Origin of the sequence: Salinimicrobium profundisediminis (genome assembly GCF_026241755.1) — a bacterium.
Lineage (GTDB): Bacteria > Bacteroidota > Bacteroidia > Flavobacteriales > Flavobacteriaceae > Salinimicrobium > Salinimicrobium profundisediminis.
In genome coordinates, this window is the sequence record NZ_JAPJDA010000008.1 from 60,555 (window position 1) to 78,272 (window position 17,718).

General features: G+C 41.5%; 19 protein-coding genes. 15 read left to right on the forward strand and 4 right to left on the reverse strand.

All coding sequences use genetic code 11. The features are described 5' to 3' along the window. Positions 1-57: 57 nt before the first annotated feature. Together OQ279_RS06225 and OQ279_RS06230 are read right to left on the reverse strand one after the other, a co-directional pair. Positions 58-276 (reverse strand): hypothetical protein, encoded by a 219-nt coding sequence (locus OQ279_RS06225; protein ID WP_266068988.1) that lies wholly within the window; start codon positions 274-276, stop codon positions 58-60. A gap of 187 nt (positions 277-463) precedes the next feature. Then, positions 464-607 (reverse strand): hypothetical protein, encoded by a 144-nt coding sequence (locus OQ279_RS06230; protein ID WP_266068989.1) that lies wholly within the window; start codon positions 605-607, stop codon positions 464-466. Positions 608-829: 222 nt separating this feature from the next. Here OQ279_RS06230 and OQ279_RS06235 point away from each other — a divergent pair, with 222 nt between their 5' ends. The 3 genes from OQ279_RS06235 to OQ279_RS06245 all read left to right on the forward strand — a co-directional run bounded on the left by OQ279_RS06235 (position 830) and on the right by OQ279_RS06245 (position 3,642). Next, positions 830-2,194 (forward strand): MATE family efflux transporter, encoded by a 1,365-nt coding sequence (locus tag OQ279_RS06235; RefSeq protein ID WP_266068990.1) that lies wholly within the window; start codon positions 830-832, stop codon positions 2,192-2,194. A gap of 114 nt (positions 2,195-2,308) precedes the next feature. Beyond that, complete coding sequence (locus tag OQ279_RS06240) at positions 2,309-2,593, forward strand: hypothetical protein (protein WP_266068991.1); 285 nt, start codon at positions 2,309-2,311, stop codon at positions 2,591-2,593. Between the two features lie 176 nt (positions 2,594-2,769). After that, positions 2,770-3,642 carry an aldose 1-epimerase family protein gene (locus OQ279_RS06245; protein WP_266068992.1) on the forward strand — a complete coding sequence of 291 codons (873 nt, stop codon included), beginning with the start codon at positions 2,770-2,772 and terminating at the stop codon, positions 3,640-3,642. A gap of 274 nt (positions 3,643-3,916) precedes the next feature. Here OQ279_RS06245 and lpdA read toward each other — a convergent pair whose 3' ends face one another. Next, complete coding sequence (lpdA, locus tag OQ279_RS06250) at positions 3,917-5,323, reverse strand: dihydrolipoyl dehydrogenase (RefSeq protein WP_266068993.1); 1,407 nt, start codon at positions 5,321-5,323, stop codon at positions 3,917-3,919. 228 nt (positions 5,324-5,551) lie between these two features. Continuing rightward, positions 5,552-6,010, reverse strand: coding sequence for an Lrp/AsnC family transcriptional regulator (locus tag OQ279_RS06255; protein WP_266068994.1), 459 nt, complete (start codon positions 6,008-6,010; stop codon positions 5,552-5,554). Positions 6,011-6,168: 158 nt separating this feature from the next. Here OQ279_RS06255 and OQ279_RS06260 point away from each other — a divergent pair, with 158 nt between their 5' ends. From OQ279_RS06260 to OQ279_RS06315, 12 genes are all read left to right on the forward strand, one after another. After that, positions 6,169-7,392 carry an aminotransferase class V-fold PLP-dependent enzyme gene (locus OQ279_RS06260; protein ID WP_266068995.1) on the forward strand — a complete coding sequence of 408 codons (1,224 nt, stop codon included), beginning with the start codon at positions 6,169-6,171 and terminating at the stop codon, positions 7,390-7,392. 235 nt (positions 7,393-7,627) lie between these two features. Continuing rightward, the gene (gene deoC / locus OQ279_RS06265; RefSeq protein ID WP_266069072.1) at positions 7,628-8,278 is read left to right on the forward strand and encodes a deoxyribose-phosphate aldolase; all 651 of its coding nucleotides are present in this window, start codon (positions 7,628-7,630) and stop codon (positions 8,276-8,278) included. After that, positions 8,275-8,973 (forward strand): purine-nucleoside phosphorylase, encoded by a 699-nt coding sequence (gene deoD, locus OQ279_RS06270; RefSeq protein ID WP_266068996.1) that lies wholly within the window; start codon positions 8,275-8,277, stop codon positions 8,971-8,973. Before deoC ends, deoD begins: the two co-directional genes overlap by 4 nt. 204 nt (positions 8,974-9,177) lie before the next feature. Beyond that, the gene (nhaC, locus tag OQ279_RS06275) at positions 9,178-10,659 is read left to right on the forward strand and encodes a Na+/H+ antiporter NhaC (protein WP_266068997.1); all 1,482 of its coding nucleotides are present in this window, start codon (positions 9,178-9,180) and stop codon (positions 10,657-10,659) included. A 140-nt stretch (positions 10,660-10,799) separates the two neighbouring features. Next, positions 10,800-11,438 (forward strand): peroxiredoxin, encoded by a 639-nt coding sequence (locus tag OQ279_RS06280; protein ID WP_266068998.1) that lies wholly within the window; start codon positions 10,800-10,802, stop codon positions 11,436-11,438. A 13-nt stretch (positions 11,439-11,451) separates the two neighbouring features. Continuing rightward, the gene (locus OQ279_RS06285; protein ID WP_266068999.1) at positions 11,452-11,763 is read left to right on the forward strand and encodes a thioredoxin family protein; all 312 of its coding nucleotides are present in this window, start codon (positions 11,452-11,454) and stop codon (positions 11,761-11,763) included. After that, on the forward strand, positions 11,744-11,992 hold the full coding sequence (locus OQ279_RS06290) for a DUF6952 family protein (protein WP_266069000.1): 249 nt from the start codon (positions 11,744-11,746) through the stop codon (positions 11,990-11,992). Before OQ279_RS06285 ends, OQ279_RS06290 begins: the two co-directional genes overlap by 20 nt. A gap of 129 nt (positions 11,993-12,121) precedes the next feature. Further along, entirely contained in the window at positions 12,122-12,622 is a 501-nt protein-coding gene (gene tpx / locus OQ279_RS06295) for a thiol peroxidase (RefSeq protein WP_266069001.1), read from the forward strand. Continuing rightward, positions 12,622-12,990 (forward strand): diacylglycerol kinase, encoded by a 369-nt coding sequence (locus OQ279_RS06300; protein WP_266069002.1) that lies wholly within the window; start codon positions 12,622-12,624, stop codon positions 12,988-12,990. Before tpx ends, OQ279_RS06300 begins: the two co-directional genes overlap by 1 nt. Positions 12,991-13,214: 224 nt before the next feature. Then, positions 13,215-15,596 (forward strand): FtsK/SpoIIIE family DNA translocase, encoded by a 2,382-nt coding sequence (locus OQ279_RS06305; protein ID WP_266069003.1) that lies wholly within the window; start codon positions 13,215-13,217, stop codon positions 15,594-15,596. A 17-nt stretch (positions 15,597-15,613) separates the two neighbouring features. Then, positions 15,614-16,258, forward strand: a complete 645-nt coding sequence (lolA1, locus tag OQ279_RS06310; RefSeq protein WP_266069005.1) for an outer membrane lipoprotein periplasmic chaperone LolA1 — start codon at positions 15,614-15,616, stop codon at positions 16,256-16,258. Between the two features lie 4 nt (positions 16,259-16,262). Further along, complete coding sequence (locus OQ279_RS06315; protein WP_266069006.1) at positions 16,263-17,714, forward strand: LptF/LptG family permease; 1,452 nt, start codon at positions 16,263-16,265, stop codon at positions 17,712-17,714. The last annotated feature ends 4 nt before the right edge of the window (positions 17,715-17,718 follow it).

Below are 17,718 nucleotides of genomic sequence, written 5' to 3' on the forward strand. Positions count from 1 at the left end.
CTGAAATTACAGGAAATAATCTGAAGAAGGTCCGGAATTTAAAGGATTAACAAAAAATTAGAGCGTTACCCTGCTCGCTTTCTCCCGCTCCATTTCACGCCTGCAAAATACTTTTAGTTGTTCTTTTGCTTTAATAAGTGATAGTTTCTTGCGATGTACACAGGTCACCCGCTCGGGTTTTTTGGAATTGATCAATTTAGAAAGGGTAGCTTTTTCTGAAGAATTCAACAAATCAAGATGAGGCTTCATCAATTTGTAGATAGTAATGGCATCCATAATTGATTTTTTTCTAGCAACTGCTAATAGGTTGTTCCTAAAGGTAATAAAAATTAGGAACATGAGGAAGCACACGCTACAGAGATGCTTCTAAAGAAATAAGAAAAAGAATAATGGTAAGGAAAAATCAGGCACAGAAAACATCACCCTCAAAAGAAGGACCTCTTACACCTTTGTAAATTTTCTATTATCCTGCAATTTCCAAAATGACTAAAACTATGGCGAAAATGGCGATCAAAAAGATCATTCCAAGTACTATAGCAATTATCACCTTTTGGGTAGTAGAAAACTCGACGGTGTAATTATTCCAGATGTTTGTTAGTGCGCTCATAGGTAACGGAGTTTTATAATTCCAAATACAACCTACACATAACTTACTGTGCTTCTTAAATTTACAACAAAAAATTTGCTTTAACAACTAAATATTAAGAAGACGCCAGGTTTAAATATCAGGGATAATTCTCTATCTTTTCCAGGTGCTGTTTTTGAGCTTAAAAGGAATTATTAAAGTTTTAGCATAAAATAGCATCTGCCTGCCGTATTTTTGTAGCACATGAATCAAAAAAGGAAATATACCGAAGGAGGGATCTTTACGTCCCTTTTCCACCTCGCCGTTCCTATAATCCTGGCAAACATACTCCAAACCGCTTACCAGCTAATCGATACCTTTTGGCTGGGTAGACTGGGTGCCAATGCTGTTGCTGCAGTAAGCATCAGTTTCCCCCTGTTATTCCTGGTGTTGTCTCTGGGCTCGGGCTTAACCTTGGCGGGAACCGTGCTGGTCTCTCAATATTATGGTGCCGAAGATCAAAAAAGAGTAGATTTTAATTCATCGCAGACCATTTCCCTTATCTTTTTTATATCTCTATTCCTTTCGGTGTTGAGCTATTTTGCAGCTGCACCGCTCATGAAACTCATTGGTGCAGGCCCTGAAATCCTGGAAGATTCAGTGAGTTACTTTCAGGTCTCATCCATTGGATTTGTGTTTCTCTTTATGTTCTTTTCCTTCCAGTCGCTCATGCGCGGGATAGGAAATGTGATGCTGCCCGTTTATATCGTACTATTTACCGTATTCCTGAACCTTATCCTGGACCCGCTATTTATCTATGGATACGGTCCCATACCCGGATATGGGGTAGCTGGGGCGGCAGTTGCAAGTATTATTACCCAGGCACTTTCAGCAGTCATAGGCCTGTGGATCCTTTTTAGAGGCAGGAGCGGAATCAGGATTCATTTTAACCAGATGAGACCTCATATTTCTACCTTAAAACGGATTGTCAATCTTGGAATTCCTGCCAGTATAGAACAATCTACCAGGGCCCTGGGAATGACCTTTATGGTAGTGCTTGTAACGGGCTTTGGAAGTGAAGTGGTGGCAGCCTACGGGATTGGCGCCCGAATTTTAAGCTTTATCATTATCCCGGCACTGGGGCTCGCCATTGCCACCACCTCTCTCGTAGGACAAAACATTGGGGCCATAAAAATTAAACGGGCAGAGCAGGTTGCAAACTTAAGTAGCAAAATCGCCTTTTTTGGCCTAACAGGCATGGGAGTTCTCATGTACTTCTTTGCTGTTCCCATCACAGCTTTCTTTATTCCAAATGACCCTGAAGTAATTAATGATGCCGCATATTTCATAAAGATTATGGCACCCAGTTTCGGACTTTTAGGCGTACAGCAGGTTTTAAACGGGGTTTTTAATGGTGCAGGATTCACCAAAGCCTCAATGCTCATTTCAATCCTCAATCTCTGGATCATCAGGTTTCCTGTGGCTTTTATGCTTTCGCACAAAACCAACCTTAGCTACGAAGGGATCTGGTGGGCGTTTCCAATTTCGAACCTCATTGCTGCCCTTGCCGCTTTTATTTACTTTAAACGGGGTTACTGGAAACTGAGACTGTATAAGAAGAGAAATTAACAGCAGCCCCGATTCACAAGAGCTTAACAATTATATTTTTTTGCTGTTAAAAGTCTTTTGGTTCCGTTCCAAAAATGAGAATTTAGAGTTATAATCAACTTAAAATCAGCAAACATGGCACAGTCAGATTCTAAGACCACAAAAGATCATAACACCATTAAAAACTGGACCGAAGAAAGAGACGGAAAACCTGCAGTGGTAGAAAGTGCAACCAACAGTAGTGAAGGCGGGGGTTTACTCCGCATCAATTTCCCCGGTTATGCAGAAGATAATCTCAAAAATATCTCGTGGGAAGAGTTCTTCAGGATATTCGACGAAAATGATTTACAATTCCTTTACCAGGAAAAAACCAAAGATGGTGGAGAAAGTAAGTTTTTCAAATTCGTGAGCGACAATTAATAAAAAACTCTGGAAAAGGTCAAAGAGAAAAACCTATTCAGAATTGGATAATTCAGGAACTCAGAAAACCATTTTTTTCTACTGAAGAGAACTTCTGAAGACTTTTACTTCTTAATATAGCACCAATAAGCTAAATTTGATTTTCAATTTTCCTGCTAAGGAATAAGTTACATTTCATGTACAAAATAAAGAACGATCAATTAAGCATAGGTGTACGAAAAACCGGTGCTGAACTCTGCAGCCTGAAAAAGACCGGAAGTGAACTTGAATATCTCTGGCAGGGAACACCCGAAATTTGGGGCGGGCAGGCCCCAAACCTTTTTCCTGTTGTTGGAGGTCTAAAAGAAGATACCTACTTCTTTGAAGGCAGGAAATATTCTTTGCCAAGGCATGGCTTTCTTAGGCTCAATAAAAATTTCAGACTTAAAGAACAGCATGAAAAGCAGCTGGTTTTTGAGCTAAGCTATTCCGAAGAAACCCTGAAAGTATATCCGTTCAAATTTACTTTCGAAATAAGTTTTACCCTCAAAAAAAATAATGTATGTGTTTCTCATCGGGTTCTTAATCTTGATTTGAAGCCGCTCTACTTTTCCCTTGGCGGGCATCCTGCTTTTAATGTCCCGCTCTATGAGGATGAATCTCTGGAAGATTATTTTCTTGAGTTTGATTGTGATATGGACCTTCACAGCTATACCCTCACTAATAAAGGTTTAATCAAAGAGCAGACAGTTGAAGTGCTCAAAAATGATAAAAAGATCCAGCTTCATAAAAACCTTTTTGACCGGGATGCTCTAATTTTTAAAAATATTCCCTCAAAAAGAATCAGCTTAAAAAATAAGTCCGGCAAAAATATTCTTACTGTTGAATATGAAGATTTCAGGCACCTGGGAATATGGGCAAAACCGGCAGCACCTTTTGTTTGCCTGGAACCCTGGCTGGGTTATGCCGATGTTGAAAATACCGATCAGGATTTAAAAAAGAAAGAAGGCATTAACAAATTAATGCCTTCTCAGGAATTTAAAGCTTCTTATTCTATTCAAATAGAATAAAAGGACAAATTATTAATTAGCTTCTGGTCTTCTTTTTGGCGGCTTTAGCGGCACGCTTTTCTTTCAGGCTTAGAACGGGTTCTTTCTTAGCTGAATTCTTTGAAGGCGATTTTTCTTTAGGCATCTTTTTACATATTTAATTTAGTATAAATGTAGTGAAAGAGATGAATCGAAATCAAGCAATTAAAACTTTTTTAATCAGCAGCATATAAAAAAATGATCTCCCAAAAATGGCATTTTTGAGAGATCATTTTGAAAGTTTTGTAAGCTGAATCTATGAATGAATCGGCCTGTTATCGGTAGCTGCAAGGGCAGCTTCTTTAACGGCTTCAGCATAGGTTGGGTGGGCGTGGCTCATTCTTGAAATATCTTCGGCCGAGGCACGAAACTCCATAGCAGTCACAGCTTCAGCAATAAGATCGGCTACCCGGGCTCCTATCATGTGTACGCCAAGTACCTCATCTGTAGCTTCGTCGGAAAGTATCTTCACCATTCCGTCGATATCTCCACTGGCCCTTGATCTTCCCAGGGCACGCATAGGGAATTTTCCTTCCTTATATTTTACGCCTTCTTCTTTTAGTTGTTCTTCGGTCTTACCAACGGCAGCAACTTCAGGCCATGTATAAACCACACCCGGAATTAAGTTGTAATCGATGTGCGGCTTTTGTCCGGCGATAACTTCAGCAACAAGAGTTCCTTCTTCCGAAGCTTTGTGCGCCAGCATTGGGCCTTTGATCACATCGCCTATGGCATAAATGTTCTTTGCTGAAGTTTGTAGCCGGGCATTCACCTCTACCCTTCCGCGGTCGTCAATTTTCACTCCCGCAGCTTCAGCATTAAGTCCTTCGGTATAAGGTTTACGGCCTACAGAAACCAGGCAGTAATCCCCTTTAAATTCTACTTCTTTATCTTTTTTATCCTTGGCTTTAACCACGACTTCATCCCCATTACGCTCTACAGAATTCACCTGGTGCGAAACATAGAACTTCATTCCCTGCTTTTTAAGGCTCCTGGTCAATTCTTTGGCAAGGGCAGCATCCATTGTAGGAATAATACTGTCCATATACTCCACCACCGAAACTTTTGCACCAAGCCTCATATATACCTGCCCAAGTTCCAGACCTATCACTCCGCCACCAATCACTATAAGGTGTTCGGGGATTTCTTTAAGTTCAAGAGCTTCAGTAGAAGTGATGATCTTCTCTTTGTCAAGCTTTATAAATGGAAGGTTGGCAGGCTTTGAACCTGTTGCAATAATGCTGTTTTTTGCTTCAAGAACTTCAGTTTCGCCATCAGATTTTTTGATGTTGATATGAGTTTCATCTTTAAAAGACCCCACACCTTCAAAAACGTCGATATTGTTCTTGTTCATAAGAAACTTTATCCCGTCTACCGTTTGGTTCACCACAGAAAGTTTTCTCTCGATCATTTTTTCCAGGTTCACTTTTACTTCCCCAGGAATTTCAATCCCGTGCTCTTCAAAATGCTTCACGGCATCATCGTAGTGATGTGAAGAATCGAGTAGCGCCTTGCTGGGAATACATCCCACGTTTAAACAGGTGCCTCCAAGACTGGAATACTTTTCTATAAGTGCGGTTTTCATCCCCAATTGCGCGCAACGAATGGCAGCGACATATCCTCCCGGGCCTGAACCTATAACAGCAACATCATATTTGCTCATAAGTAAGTTTTTTGTTGAGTTTTTACAAGAATAACAAAAGTACGACTATTAATGACAAATGAAAAGACTGGATTGTTTTGGGAGATATTAGATGTGAGATATTAGATATTAGATATGAGATATGAGATATTAGATATGAGATGTGAGATAAAGAAAATTTGGCTCCTGAACCTTAAACGTTGAACCTTGAACGTTGAACCTTGAACGTTGAACCTTGAACGTTGAACCTTAAACACTTAACTCGGTGGTGTTTTTAACGGGACTTATAACAAAAGTACTTTGGGTACTGCCAATGTGTTGCAGCGTGGTGAGCTTGTTGAGCATAAACTCCCGGTAAGCCTCCATATCCTTCACCATTACTTTCAGAATATAGTCATATTCACCGCTCACGTGAAAAACCTCCAGCACCTCGGGCAGTTTGGTAACCTGGCTTTCAAAGCCGGTAACATTCCCTTTGGTATGCTGCACCAGTTTGATGTGGCAAAAAGCTGTAAAGGAACGCTCCACTTTTTCGGGTCTTACAAGGGCTACGTATTTGGAAATTACCCCGGCACGTTCCAGTTTCCTTATCCGTTCATAAACAGCAGTAACTGAAAGCCCCAGTTTTCCGGCCAGTTCTTTGTTGGTCTTTTTTGAGTTCTCCTGCAGTAAAGCCAGCAGTTTTTTATCGGTGGGATCGCTAATCATTCCGTAATTTTTTCCTGAAATAATGTATATAAACAAATATATCTGAAATATTATCTAAAAATGTCATTTTTGGCAGATAAATATTCTGTGCAGGAGCATCATCGTTGATTTTATTTCTGAAATTTCTTTTCTTTGGATAGAATAAAAATATAAACATCATGAAATTTAAACCGGCAGATAAGATACAGGACCTGCAGTACTTTGGAGAATTTGGAGGGGTAAACCCGAGTATTTCCGATTCTTCTACTTACACCTTCCTTTCAGCAAAGACAATGTTTGACACCTTTGAAGGTAACGCCGAAGGTTGTTATTTATATTCCCGTCACTCCTCCCCTTCCAATTTATATTTGGGCGAAGCACTTGCGGCTATGGAAGGTACCGAGGCTGCAAACGTGGCAGCTAGTGGAATGGGCGCTATCACCCCGGTTTTACTACAACTGTGCCAGGCAGGAGATCACATTATTTCCAGCCGCACCATTTACGGCGGGACCTACGCCTTCCTCAAGAACTTTGCACCCCGTTTAAACATCACTACTTCTTTTGTTGATATCACCAATTTAGAAAAGGTAGAAGCTGCAATAACCAAAGACACTAAGGTAATTTACTGTGAAGCCGTAAGTAACCCTTTATTGGAAGTAGCCGATCTTAAAGGACTTTCAGAAATAGCAAAAAAACACGGACTTAAATTCGTGGTAGACAACACTTTTTCGCCCCTGGCCATCTCTCCTGCAACCATGGGTGCCGATGTGGTGATTCACAGCCTTACCAAATTCATTAACGGCTCCAGCGATACTGTTGGGGGCGTGGTTTGCGGAACCCAGGAATTTATCAACGAACTTAGAAGTGTGAACGATGGTGCCAGTATGCTGCTGGGCCCAACGATGGATTCTATGCGGGCTGCTTCTATTCTAAAGAACCTGCGTACCCTGCACATCAGGATGAAACAACACAGTCACAATGCCCTTTTTCTTGCCGAAAAATTTGAGCAGGACGGCCTTAGAACCGTATATCCCGGTCTAAAAAGCCATCCGGGGCATGAGATGTACAAAAGCATGATGAATAAGGAGTACGGTTACGGAGGAATGTTGGTTGTAGATGCCGGTTCCCTTGATAAAGCCAATGCCCTTATGGAAATGATGCAGGAAAAAAACCTGGGCTACCTTGCAGTAAGCCTCGGGTTCTACAAAACCCTGTTTAGTGCCCCCGGAACCTCAACTTCTTCTGAAATTCCTGAAGAAGAGCAAAAAGAAATGGGACTTTCAGACGGAATCATAAGATTCTCTATTGGTCTTGACAATGATGTTGAGCGCACTTACAGGATGATGAGGGAATGCATGGAAAAAGTCGGTATCCTGAAACCTTCGGAAGCAGCAACAAACTAAATAGCGCTTTAAAATACTTCCGAAGTAAATATCTTAGGAAATAATATTTCTATATAAGGTTCCAAAAATGCCATTTTTGGAACCTTACATTTTATCAACAATTAGACTTAAAGCGAGTTTGAATCTTTATATTTGTGAGGTTTTGCCGGTGAGACAGGTGACCGCACATACGGTGACCCTCATCATATAATGACCGACATTTTTGTCACATTTTTGTTTTAAATAAATATTCATGATAGAGATTAACAGGTACATAGATCACACTATTCTTAAAGCAACAGCTACCAGTGAGGATATTGTGGAGCTATGTAAAGAAGCTAAAGAGTACAATTTTTTCTCGGTTTGCGTGAACAGCGGTTTTGTGCCTCTTGCTAAAAAAGAACTTGAAGGAACTGATGTAAAAGTTTGTACCGTGGTAGGTTTTCCTTTGGGAGCTATGTCTACTGCCGCCAAAGTATTTGAGACCCAACAAGCTCTCAAAGATGGCGCTGAAGAGGTTGACATGGTGATCAATATTGGGGAACTGAAGTCCAAAAACTTTAAACAAGTAGAAGAAGAGATCGCCGAAATTAAAAAGACCGTAGGCGATAAAGTTCTCAAAGTAATTATTGAGACTTGTTACCTCACTCCCCAGGAAATTGTTTTGGCCAGCGAAATTGCTGTAAAAGCAAAAGCCGATTTTGTAAAAACCTCTACCGGATTTGGCAATGACGGCGCCCGACTCGAAAATATTGAGTTAATGAAAAAAGCTGTTGAAGGGAAGGCAAAATTAAAAGCATCGGGAGGTATAAAGAACCTTGACACCACTTTGTCTTTCATTGAAGCAGGAGTAGAAAGAATAGGAACTTCTTCGGGAATATCAATTGTAAAGGAATTAAAAAAATGAGCATACACATTGGCGCCAAAAAAGGCGATATAGCAGAAACAGTATTATTACCAGGAGATCCATTAAGAGCAAAATGGATTGCAGAAACTTATCTTGAAGACGTAAATTGTTACAACCAGGTACGCAACATGTTTGGGTACACAGGTACTTATAAAGGACGAAAGATTTCGGTTCAGGGAACCGGGATGGGTGTACCTTCAATTTCCATTTATGCTCACGAATTGATCAATGAATTTGGTGTAAAAAACCTCATTAGAGTTGGTAGCGCCGGGTCTTATCAAAAAAGTGTGAAGCTTCGTGATATCGTTATTGCCATGGCGGCTTCATCAACTTCAGGAATTAATCAGTATAGATTTCAGGGAGCCGATTTTGCACCTACTGCAAGTTTCAGTCTCTTTCAGCAGGCTATTGAAAAAGCAAAAGAAAAGAACATCGAGGTAAAGGCAGGGAATGTACTTACCAGCGATGAATTCTACGCCGATGAATTTGAATCTTATCAAATGTGGTCTAATTTCGGGGTGCTTTGTGTAGAAATGGAATCCTCTGGCTTGTATACAATTGCAGCTAAACACGGGGTAAACGCCCTTTCTCTTCTTACCATATCTGACTCTTTGGTGACGAAAGAAAAAACCACTACCGAAGAACGCGAAAGCACTTTTAAAGGAATGGTGGAAATTGCACTTGAATTAGGATAAAATATCTCATATAAATTAAACAAAAGCGGAAATTTCAAATTGAAGTTTCCGCTTTTTTATTTTAACTGCAGATTGTTCAGAAGCTATACAAATTGTTTTTTTCTGTTCAAAAGGGTATTTTCATAGCCAAGTATTGAAGTCTCACCTTTTGACTTTTAACGAAAAATCGTAACATTACGCATTCAAAAATTTACACCCCCTTAAATGGAAGACGAAAAATTCATCAAAGACACAAAAGTTCTTGAAAATCGTGAGTTGAATATTTGGGAAGCATTGTTTCCTGTATTTGCCTTAGTTGGAATGCTGGCGTACAACGTTTTTGTTTATGGAGACGACTCCCTTAGCGGTTCCAACCAGTTCATCCTTCTATTGGGAGCAGCGGTTGCGGCCATAGTTGGAATGTTCAACAAGGTGAAGTTCGACACCATGATTGAGGAGGTGGCCAATAATATTAAATCTACCACCGGTGCAATCCTTATCCTGCTTATGGTAGGCTCTTTGGCAGGCACCTGGCTTATTAGTGGAATTATCCCCACGATGATCTACTACGGATTACAGATACTCAATCCTACCATTTTTCTGGCAGCAACCGTGGTCATTTGTTCGGTGATCTCTGTGGCCACCGGAAGTAGCTGGACCACTTCGGCGACTGTAGGGATTGCATTAATAGGAATTGCCGAAGCTCTGGGTATCTCGGTAGGAATGACTGCCGGTGCGATACTTTCGGGTGCATATTTTGGAGATAAGATGTCGCCCCTTAGTGATACCACTAACCTCGCCCCTGCCATGGCCGGGACAGATCTATTTACTCACATACGATACATGACCCTCACGACGGTACCCACCATCGCGATCACTATTATTGTTTTCATAATTCTTGGATTTACAGTAGAACCATCAGGAACTGCAGATACAAGCGCCATTCTGGCGTCTATTGACAGCGCGTTTAATATCAGCCCCTGGCTGTTTGCAGTACCTGTACTGGTAATCGTACTCATCGTCATGAAAACGTCTCCCCTCATCGCCCTGCTTCTTGGGACGCTGCTGGGTGCTGCTGCAGCATTGATCTTTCAGCCAGAGGTGGTAACTGCAGTATCTGGTTATGAGCACCTTTCGTTTGAAGCGGCTTATGTGGGACTCATGAATTCAATAACCATAGACACTTCAATCACTACAGATAACGCCCAACTCAACGATCTTTTCTCTTCGGGAGGAATGTATGGAATGCTGGGAACCATCTGGCTTATCATCTGCGCCATGGTCTTTGGTGGGATCATGGATGCCATTGGCGCTCTTGCTACTATTAGTAAAGCCCTTCTTAACCTGTTCCACACTACTTTCGGGCTTTTTGCCAGCACCGTCTTTAGCTGTATTACGCTTAACGCCACAGCATCTGACCAGTATTTGGCTATTGTGGTACCGGGAAAAATGTTTGCCAAAGCTTACCGCGATAAAGGCCTGGCACCAGAGAACCTTAGTCGGTCGTTAGAAGATTCGGGTACCGTTACCTCTGTACTTATTCCGTGGAATACCTGTGGCGCCTATCACAGCGGGGTGCTTGGAGTGCCGGTAGCTTCTTACTTTGTTTATGCTATTTTTAACTACCTGAGCCCATTCATGACCTTATTCTATGCAGCTTTCAACATTAAAATACGACAGCTCGCAGACAAAGCAACAGCTCAATAACAATAAGTTATACAACAAGAATATTTGCATTAGAAAAACCTATAACAAAATAAAAAATAAAGATTTGCGGCCTTAGTAAGGCCGCTCTTTGTTTTTATCTTTGCACTCGAATTAAATCAATAATAAAAACTTAAAATACTATGGCATTAGTAGGAAAAAAATTTCCAAACTTAGAAGTAAACGCTATGAACGATATGGGTGATACTTTTAAGATCAACGTATTCGAAGAAGCTAAAAATAACGGAAAAAAAGTTTTGCTTTTTTGGTACCCAAAAGATTTCACCTTTGTTTGCCCTACAGAACTACACGCATTTCAGGAAGCTCTTGCTGAGTTTGAAAAAAGAAATGTAATGGTAATTGGTGCTTCATGTGATACTCCAGAGGTTCACTTTGCCTGGTTAAATACTCCAAAAGACGACGGAGGAATTGAAGGTGTTACCTACCCAATCCTTGCTGACTCTAACAGGAACCTTGCTAACCAACTTGGCATCCTTGACATTACAAACGAGAGCTACAACGAAGAAACCGGTATCTACACTGTAGAAGGTGATAACGTAACTTACCGTGCTACTTACCTTATTGACGAAGAAGGAACAGTATTCCACGAAGGTATTAACCACATGCCACTTGGTAGAAACGTAAAAGAATTCATCCGTTTGATCGATGCTTACACTCACGTACAGGAAAAAGGTGAGGTATGTCCTGCAAACTGGGAAGAAGGAAAAGATGCAATGAGTGCAAACCGTAAGGGAGTAGCATCTTACCTAAGCTCTAACTAAAAAACGCATTACAATGAGAGAATTGACTGAAGATAATTTGGCGGAAGTAGTTGCCGATAATGAAACTGTAGTTGTACAGTACATGGCCGGATGGTGCGGTAACTGCAGGGTAATGAAGCCCAAGTTCAAGAAGCTTGCTGCCGAAAACGAAAATGCAACTTTTCTCCTGGTTGATGCCGAAAAGAATCCTGAATCAAGGAAAATGGCCAAAGTAGACAATTTGCCAACTTTTGCCACTTTTAAAAACGGTGCATTTGTAAACCAGGTGCAAACCAACAAATTTGAACTTTTAAAAGACCTAGTTAATGAAGTTACCAGTAATTAGACACCTGCAAAAGAACAACGATAAAGAAAAGCTTGAAAACACGCTTGAAGTTTTAGAATCGTTCTGCGACCACAGGTCGGTGAGTGAGGAAGAAATGGATGTGATTGGAGAGTTGATCAGCAACATTTGCGGTGCTCTTGAAGTTCAGAATATGATAGATGAAGGAATGCCCGAAAGAGATGCGGCAAACAACTTCATGAAAAAAGTGTTGAGTTCTATAGATAAATAGACCCGCACAATACATAGATAATAAAGGCTGTCTCTCGTTTTTGAGGCAGCCTTTTTGTTTTATGACAATTTTAGTAAAATACCATCCCCAAAATTTTAATTTTAGTAGCTCAACCTAAGAAAAGTCGATATGTCACAAATAACGCATAAAGGAAAACCTATTACTACTTATGGCCACCTGCCCGAAAAAGGGGAAAGAGCTCCGCATTTTGAATTATTAAAATCAGACCTCAGCGTTGCCACCCTTCAGGATTTTAAGGGTAAGCGGGTGATCATGAATATATTCCCAAGTATTGACACCAACGTTTGCGCCACCTCGGTAAATAACTTTAGTGAACGTGCAGCCGATCTTGAGAACGTAGTGGTACTAAATATTTCCCGCGACCTGCCATTTGCCCAGGAGCGGTTCAGGAAAGTCAATGAAATTTCTAACGGAATAAACCTTTCAGACTTCAGGGAACGCAACTTCGGAAAAGATTACGGCCTCGAGATCATAGATGGCCCTATGGAAGGATTATTGTCACGCGTAGTTATTGTGCTCGATGAGAACGGAAAGATTCTCCACACCGAACAGGTAGATAAGATTGAAGATGAGCCTAACTACCTGGAAGCTCTTAAACCCTTGTTATAATGTATAATTTCATCACCGGCCGAATCAAAGGAGGTGGTTATGCAATAAAAGGTGCGTGGCTGCTACTGCGCCATGAACCCAGTATACAGGTGCAGTTTGTTATTGCCGTGATTATGACCATTGCGGGGTTTTTCTTCGGAATTACCCCGACTGAATGGGTCATGCAAATCTTTGCCATTGGGCTGGTAATGGCCACCGAAGGTGTAAACACTGCCATTGAGAACATTGCCGACTTTGTACATGCCGATTATCACGTAAAAATAGGACGCATAAAAGACGTTGCGGCAGGAGCTGTTTTCTTTGCCGCCATAGCAGCCGTGGCCGTTGGGCTCATTATATATATCCCCTATATCTTTTATACCGTCTAGACTTATCGAATTTCATTTAAGCTGAAAGCGCAGGCAATAGATCCCTCACACCCGATACCTTCCAAAAATGGCATTTTTGAGAAACATTTTTTAGAGGGTCGGGATTAAAGCAAAACTTATTCGGTGATCTGCCGCTAACAAAACTTCTTTAAAATAGATTTTACCTTTTCTTTATATTAGCTGGCACTAATTTGTATTTTTGCGCCCAAACCTTCAGTTCTACTATGGCTAAAAGAAAAGCTGTCAAAAAATCTTCTTCAAAATCCTCTTTTTCGAAGTCCTCGTTAAGGCTTTCCCCTAAGGGAAAGGTGCTATTGGGAAGCTTTTTGATCTTTTTTGGCCTTGCGCTGTTAATTGCCTTTACCTCTTTTCTTTTTAACTGGCAGGTAGATCAAAGTACCCTTTCACAGCTAGGCAACCGTGAAGTTGAAACAAAAAACCTTCTCAGCAAGTTTGGGGCCGCTATAAGCAACTTCTTTATTTATGAAGGCTTTGGTATTGCAGCCTTTGCATTTGCTTTTCTCACTATTACCACGGGGATCTACTATTTTATGAGCCTTAACAAAAAAGCTTTGTTCCGGTTTTGGTTCTGGGGCCTTCTGGTGATGATCTGGGTTTCGGTTTTCCTGGGATTCTTTGCTGAATCTAATGCCCTGCTTGGTGGTACCGTGGGTTACGAAATAAATGATTACCTTCAGGATTACCTGGGCTTTACCGGTACAGTACTCCTGCTTTCATTCTTGTTCATCGCATACATGGTGATAAGGCTAAAAATTACTCCCGAAAAGTTGATTTCAGCTTTAAAAAGAACTAAAGAAAATATTTCAGAAGATTTCCAGACGTCTTCTTCTGTTTCTGAAGACTTCGGATCAAAAAATACTTCAGAAGCAACCAAACCGGCACCCCAACACAAACAGGCAGAACAGCCAAAGCCTGCAACGCCTGAAGCAGAAAAACCAACACCTCCACAACCCGCTCCCGAAAAAGTTGTAATCCGTTCAGAAGAAAACCCCGATGACGTGGCGATGGAAGTTGAAACGGCGCACGAGGAAGAAGAACTTGACGATAACCTGAGCCGTAAACTGGTAGAAGATTATGGCGAGTTTGACCCAACTCTTGAACTTAAGAATTACCAGTTCCCTACCATTGAACTTCTCAAAGATCACAACGCCAATGGCGGCGGTATTACCATTAACCAGGAAGAACTTGAGGAGAACAAGAACAGGATTGTTGATACCCTCAAAAATTACAAGATTGATATTGCGCAAATCAAGGCTACTGTTGGCCCTACCGTGACGCTATACGAGATCATCCCCGAGGCAGGAATAAGGATTTCGAAGATCAAGAGCCTTGAAGACGATATTGCACTTTCCCTTTCAGCTTTAGGCATCAGGATCATTGCCCCAATTCCGGGAAAGGGAACTATTGGTATTGAAGTTCCAAATAAGAATTCCACCATGGTTTCCATGAGAAGCGTAATAGCCTCCCCCCGGTTTCAAAATGCCGAAATGGAACTGCCAATGGCTTTGGGTAAAACGATCTCGAACGAGACCTTTGTGGTTGACCTTGCTAAAATGCCTCACCTGCTTATGGCAGGAGCTACAGGCCAGGGTAAATCTGTTGGGCTTAACGCTATTCTTACTTCCCTTCTTTACAGCAAGCATCCTGCAGAGGTGAAGTTTATTCTGGTAGATCCAAAAAAGGTAGAATTAACGCTCTTTAATAAAATAGAAAGACATTACCTCGCGAAGCTTCCCGATACCGACGAAGCTATAATTACAGATAACACCAAGGTGATCAATACCCTCAATTCGTTGTGTATTGAGATGGACAACCGGTACGAGTTGCTTAAAGACGCCATGGTAAGGAATATAAAAGAGTACAATGTAAAGTTCAAGGCTAGAAAACTGAACCCCGAGAACGGCCATAAATTTCTGCCTTATATTGTACTGGTGGTAGACGAATTTGCCGATCTTATTATGACGGCCGGTAAAGAAGTTGAAGCTCCAATAGCAAGACTGGCCCAGTTGGCACGGGCTATTGGTATACATTTGATCATTGCTACCCAGCGGCCTTCGGTGAACGTAATTACGGGGATCATCAAAGCAAACTTCCCTGCCCGTATAGCTTTCAGGGTAACTTCAAAGATAGATTCACGTACTATTCTCGACAGCCAGGGGGCCGATCAACTTATTGGAAAGGGAGATATGCTATTCACCCAGGGCAACACGCTACTCAGGTTACAATGTGCTTTTGTTGACACTCCCGAGGTAGATAAGATCACCGAATTCATTGGATCGCAAAAGGCTTATGCCGATGCTTATCACCTCCCCGAATACAGTGGAGAGGAAAGTGGCACATCTCTTGATATTGACGTAAGCGACCGGGACAACCTCTTCCGCGAAGCTGCCGAAGTCATAGTGATTGCACAACAGGGATCGGCATCTTTACTTCAGAGAAAATTGAAACTGGGGTATAATCGCGCAGGTAGGATCATTGATCAACTGGAGGCAGCCGGAGTCGTGGGATCCTTTGAGGGCAGCAAGGCACGACAAGTACTGGTGCAGGATCTGGAAGGCCTGAACCAGCTGTTAAATGAAGAATAGTATAACCACATAAGAAAATGAAAAAAATAATTTTAGTAGTAGCGGCAATAATGACTTTTATGGCAGGAAATGCCCAATCGTCTAAAGAAGCCAAACAATTGCTCAGCGAAGTTTCCTCGAAGGTAGAATCTTATGAAAACATAGTTATTGAGTTCAAATATGGACTTGAAAATACTGCCGAGAATGTAAAGCACGAAACCCGTGGAGATGTAAGCCTGGAAGGTGAAAAATACCTGCTCAACATTATGGGAACCACCCGGTTATTTGACGGAGCAAAATTGTACACCATCATCCCCGAAGATGAAGAAATCAACATTTCCTCTCATAATCCGGAGGACGACCAGGATATTAGTCCGTCTAAAATGCTGACCTTTTACAACAACGGGTACAAAACAGAAATGGGCCCTGTACAGGATCTTAAGGGACGTAAAATTCAGTATGTGAAGCTTACACCTATAGATTCCAACGCCGAGATTAAAGAAATCCACCTTGGCATTGACAAACAAACAAAGCACATCTATAACATGATCCAAACGCAGGACAATGGCACCAAGATCACTATTACAGTAAACAGTTTCAAGACCAATCAACCCCTGCCCCAGTCATTGTTCCAGTTCAAGGAAAGCAGGTATAAAGATTATTATATTAACCGGTTAGACTAAGTAATTGAAAATACTAGACAGGTACATACTTACCAGCTACCTAAGAACGTTCTTTTCGGTCTTTGTAATACTCATGTTCATATTTGTATTACAAACCATCTGGCTGTACATTGGGGAGCTGGCAGGTAAAGACCTCGATGCCGAGGTCATCTTTAAATTCCTGTTATACTTTAGTCCGAAGCTGGTACCGCTGGTACTGCCGCTTACCATTCTGCTTACTTCCATCATGACCTTTGGGAATTTTGCCGAAAATTATGAATTCGCAGCAATGAAATCGGCAGGAATATCTTTACAGCGGGCAATGCGGCCACTTACTTTTTTCATCTTACTGGTAAGTATTACCGCCTTTTTCTTTTCCAATAATGTGATTCCTGCTGCCGAGTATAAATCTATAAACCTGAGGAGGAACATTGCCCAGTTGAAGCCCGCAATGGCTATTTCTGAAGGAGTATTCAACGACCTGGGGCAGATCAATATTAAAGTTGAAGAAAAATCTGGAGAACGAGGCCAGTATCTTAAAGATGTCATTATTCATAAAAAGAACGAGCGCCGCCCCGGAAATTACACCGTAATAAAAGCTACGGAAGGAGAATTGGTAGGAAGCACAGGCTCAAATGTTTTAAGTTTGATCCTGAAGGATGGTAACTACTACGATGAGATTATTCCCGATTCTCCTCGCGACAGGCAGAAAAAGCCTTTTGCAAAAAGCTATTTTGAAGAGTACGTGATCAACATGGATCTTTCAGGGTTTAACGACATAGACCTTGATGAGGAGAACTACAGCAACTCCCATAATATGCTAAAGATCTCAGAACTCACCCGAACTATAGATTCTTTCTCTACTTCCTATAATGAGGACCTGGAATCTTTTTCAAGAAATATGTACAGCCGCACAGGGGTCGAAAATCTCAAGAGAGAAAACACTGCCACAGAAGATACGGTTATTGAACCCGAAAAAGGAATTCTACCACTCTATGAAACCCATGAGGCCTCGCAGATTGTTAACCTCGCGCTGGGCAATGTAAATGGTGCACTGGTTACGGTGGTTGGTAAGCGAACAGAACTATTACAGGCTTCAAAACGCCTTAATAAATTTGAGATCGCCCTACACGAGAAATATGTGCTTGGCTTTGCCTGTATTGTTCTTTTCTTTGTAGGTGCGCCACTGGGAGCCATCATTAGAAAAGGAGGAATGGGATTGCCCATGGTAATAGCCGTGCTGCTGTTCCTCACCTATCACTTTATTGGGATCTTTGCCAAGAACAGTGCCGAAGAAGGGCAGATTAGTCCATTCCTGGGAACCTGGCTTTCTACCCTTATTATGCTCCCTTTAGGAATATTTCTCACCTATAGAGCAACTACAGACCAGGGATTATTCAGCTTTAGCATTCTCTTTGAGCCTATTAAAAAGTTGCTGAAAAGAACGCACATTATGGGTCGTTCCCAAAAGGATTAATATC

Coding starts and splice junctions, on each gene's coding strand:
- OQ279_RS06225 (WP_266068988.1), bottom strand. CDS start 276: ATGGATGCCATTACTATCTACAAATTGATGAAGCCTCATCTTGATTTG.
- OQ279_RS06230 (WP_266068989.1), bottom strand. CDS start 607: ATGAGCGCACTAACAAACATCTGGAATAATTACACCGTCGAGTTTTCT.
- OQ279_RS06235 (WP_266068990.1), top strand. CDS start 830: ATGAATCAAAAAAGGAAATATACCGAAGGAGGGATCTTTACGTCCCTT.
- OQ279_RS06240 (WP_266068991.1), top strand. CDS start 2,309: ATGGCACAGTCAGATTCTAAGACCACAAAAGATCATAACACCATTAAA.
- OQ279_RS06245 (WP_266068992.1), top strand. CDS start 2,770: ATGTACAAAATAAAGAACGATCAATTAAGCATAGGTGTACGAAAAACC.
- lpdA (WP_266068993.1), bottom strand. CDS start 5,323: ATGAGCAAATATGATGTTGCTGTTATAGGTTCAGGCCCGGGAGGATAT.
- OQ279_RS06255 (WP_266068994.1), bottom strand. CDS start 6,010: ATGATTAGCGATCCCACCGATAAAAAACTGCTGGCTTTACTGCAGGAG.
- OQ279_RS06260 (WP_266068995.1), top strand. CDS start 6,169: ATGAAATTTAAACCGGCAGATAAGATACAGGACCTGCAGTACTTTGGA.
- deoD (WP_266068996.1), top strand. CDS start 8,275: ATGAGCATACACATTGGCGCCAAAAAAGGCGATATAGCAGAAACAGTA.
- nhaC (WP_266068997.1), top strand. CDS start 9,178: ATGGAAGACGAAAAATTCATCAAAGACACAAAAGTTCTTGAAAATCGT.
- OQ279_RS06280 (WP_266068998.1), top strand. CDS start 10,800: ATGGCATTAGTAGGAAAAAAATTTCCAAACTTAGAAGTAAACGCTATG.
- OQ279_RS06285 (WP_266068999.1), top strand. CDS start 11,452: ATGAGAGAATTGACTGAAGATAATTTGGCGGAAGTAGTTGCCGATAAT.
- OQ279_RS06290 (WP_266069000.1), top strand. CDS start 11,744: ATGAAGTTACCAGTAATTAGACACCTGCAAAAGAACAACGATAAAGAA.
- tpx (WP_266069001.1), top strand. CDS start 12,122: ATGTCACAAATAACGCATAAAGGAAAACCTATTACTACTTATGGCCAC.
- OQ279_RS06300 (WP_266069002.1), top strand. CDS start 12,622: ATGTATAATTTCATCACCGGCCGAATCAAAGGAGGTGGTTATGCAATA.
- OQ279_RS06305 (WP_266069003.1), top strand. CDS start 13,215: ATGGCTAAAAGAAAAGCTGTCAAAAAATCTTCTTCAAAATCCTCTTTT.
- lolA1 (WP_266069005.1), top strand. CDS start 15,614: ATGAAAAAAATAATTTTAGTAGTAGCGGCAATAATGACTTTTATGGCA.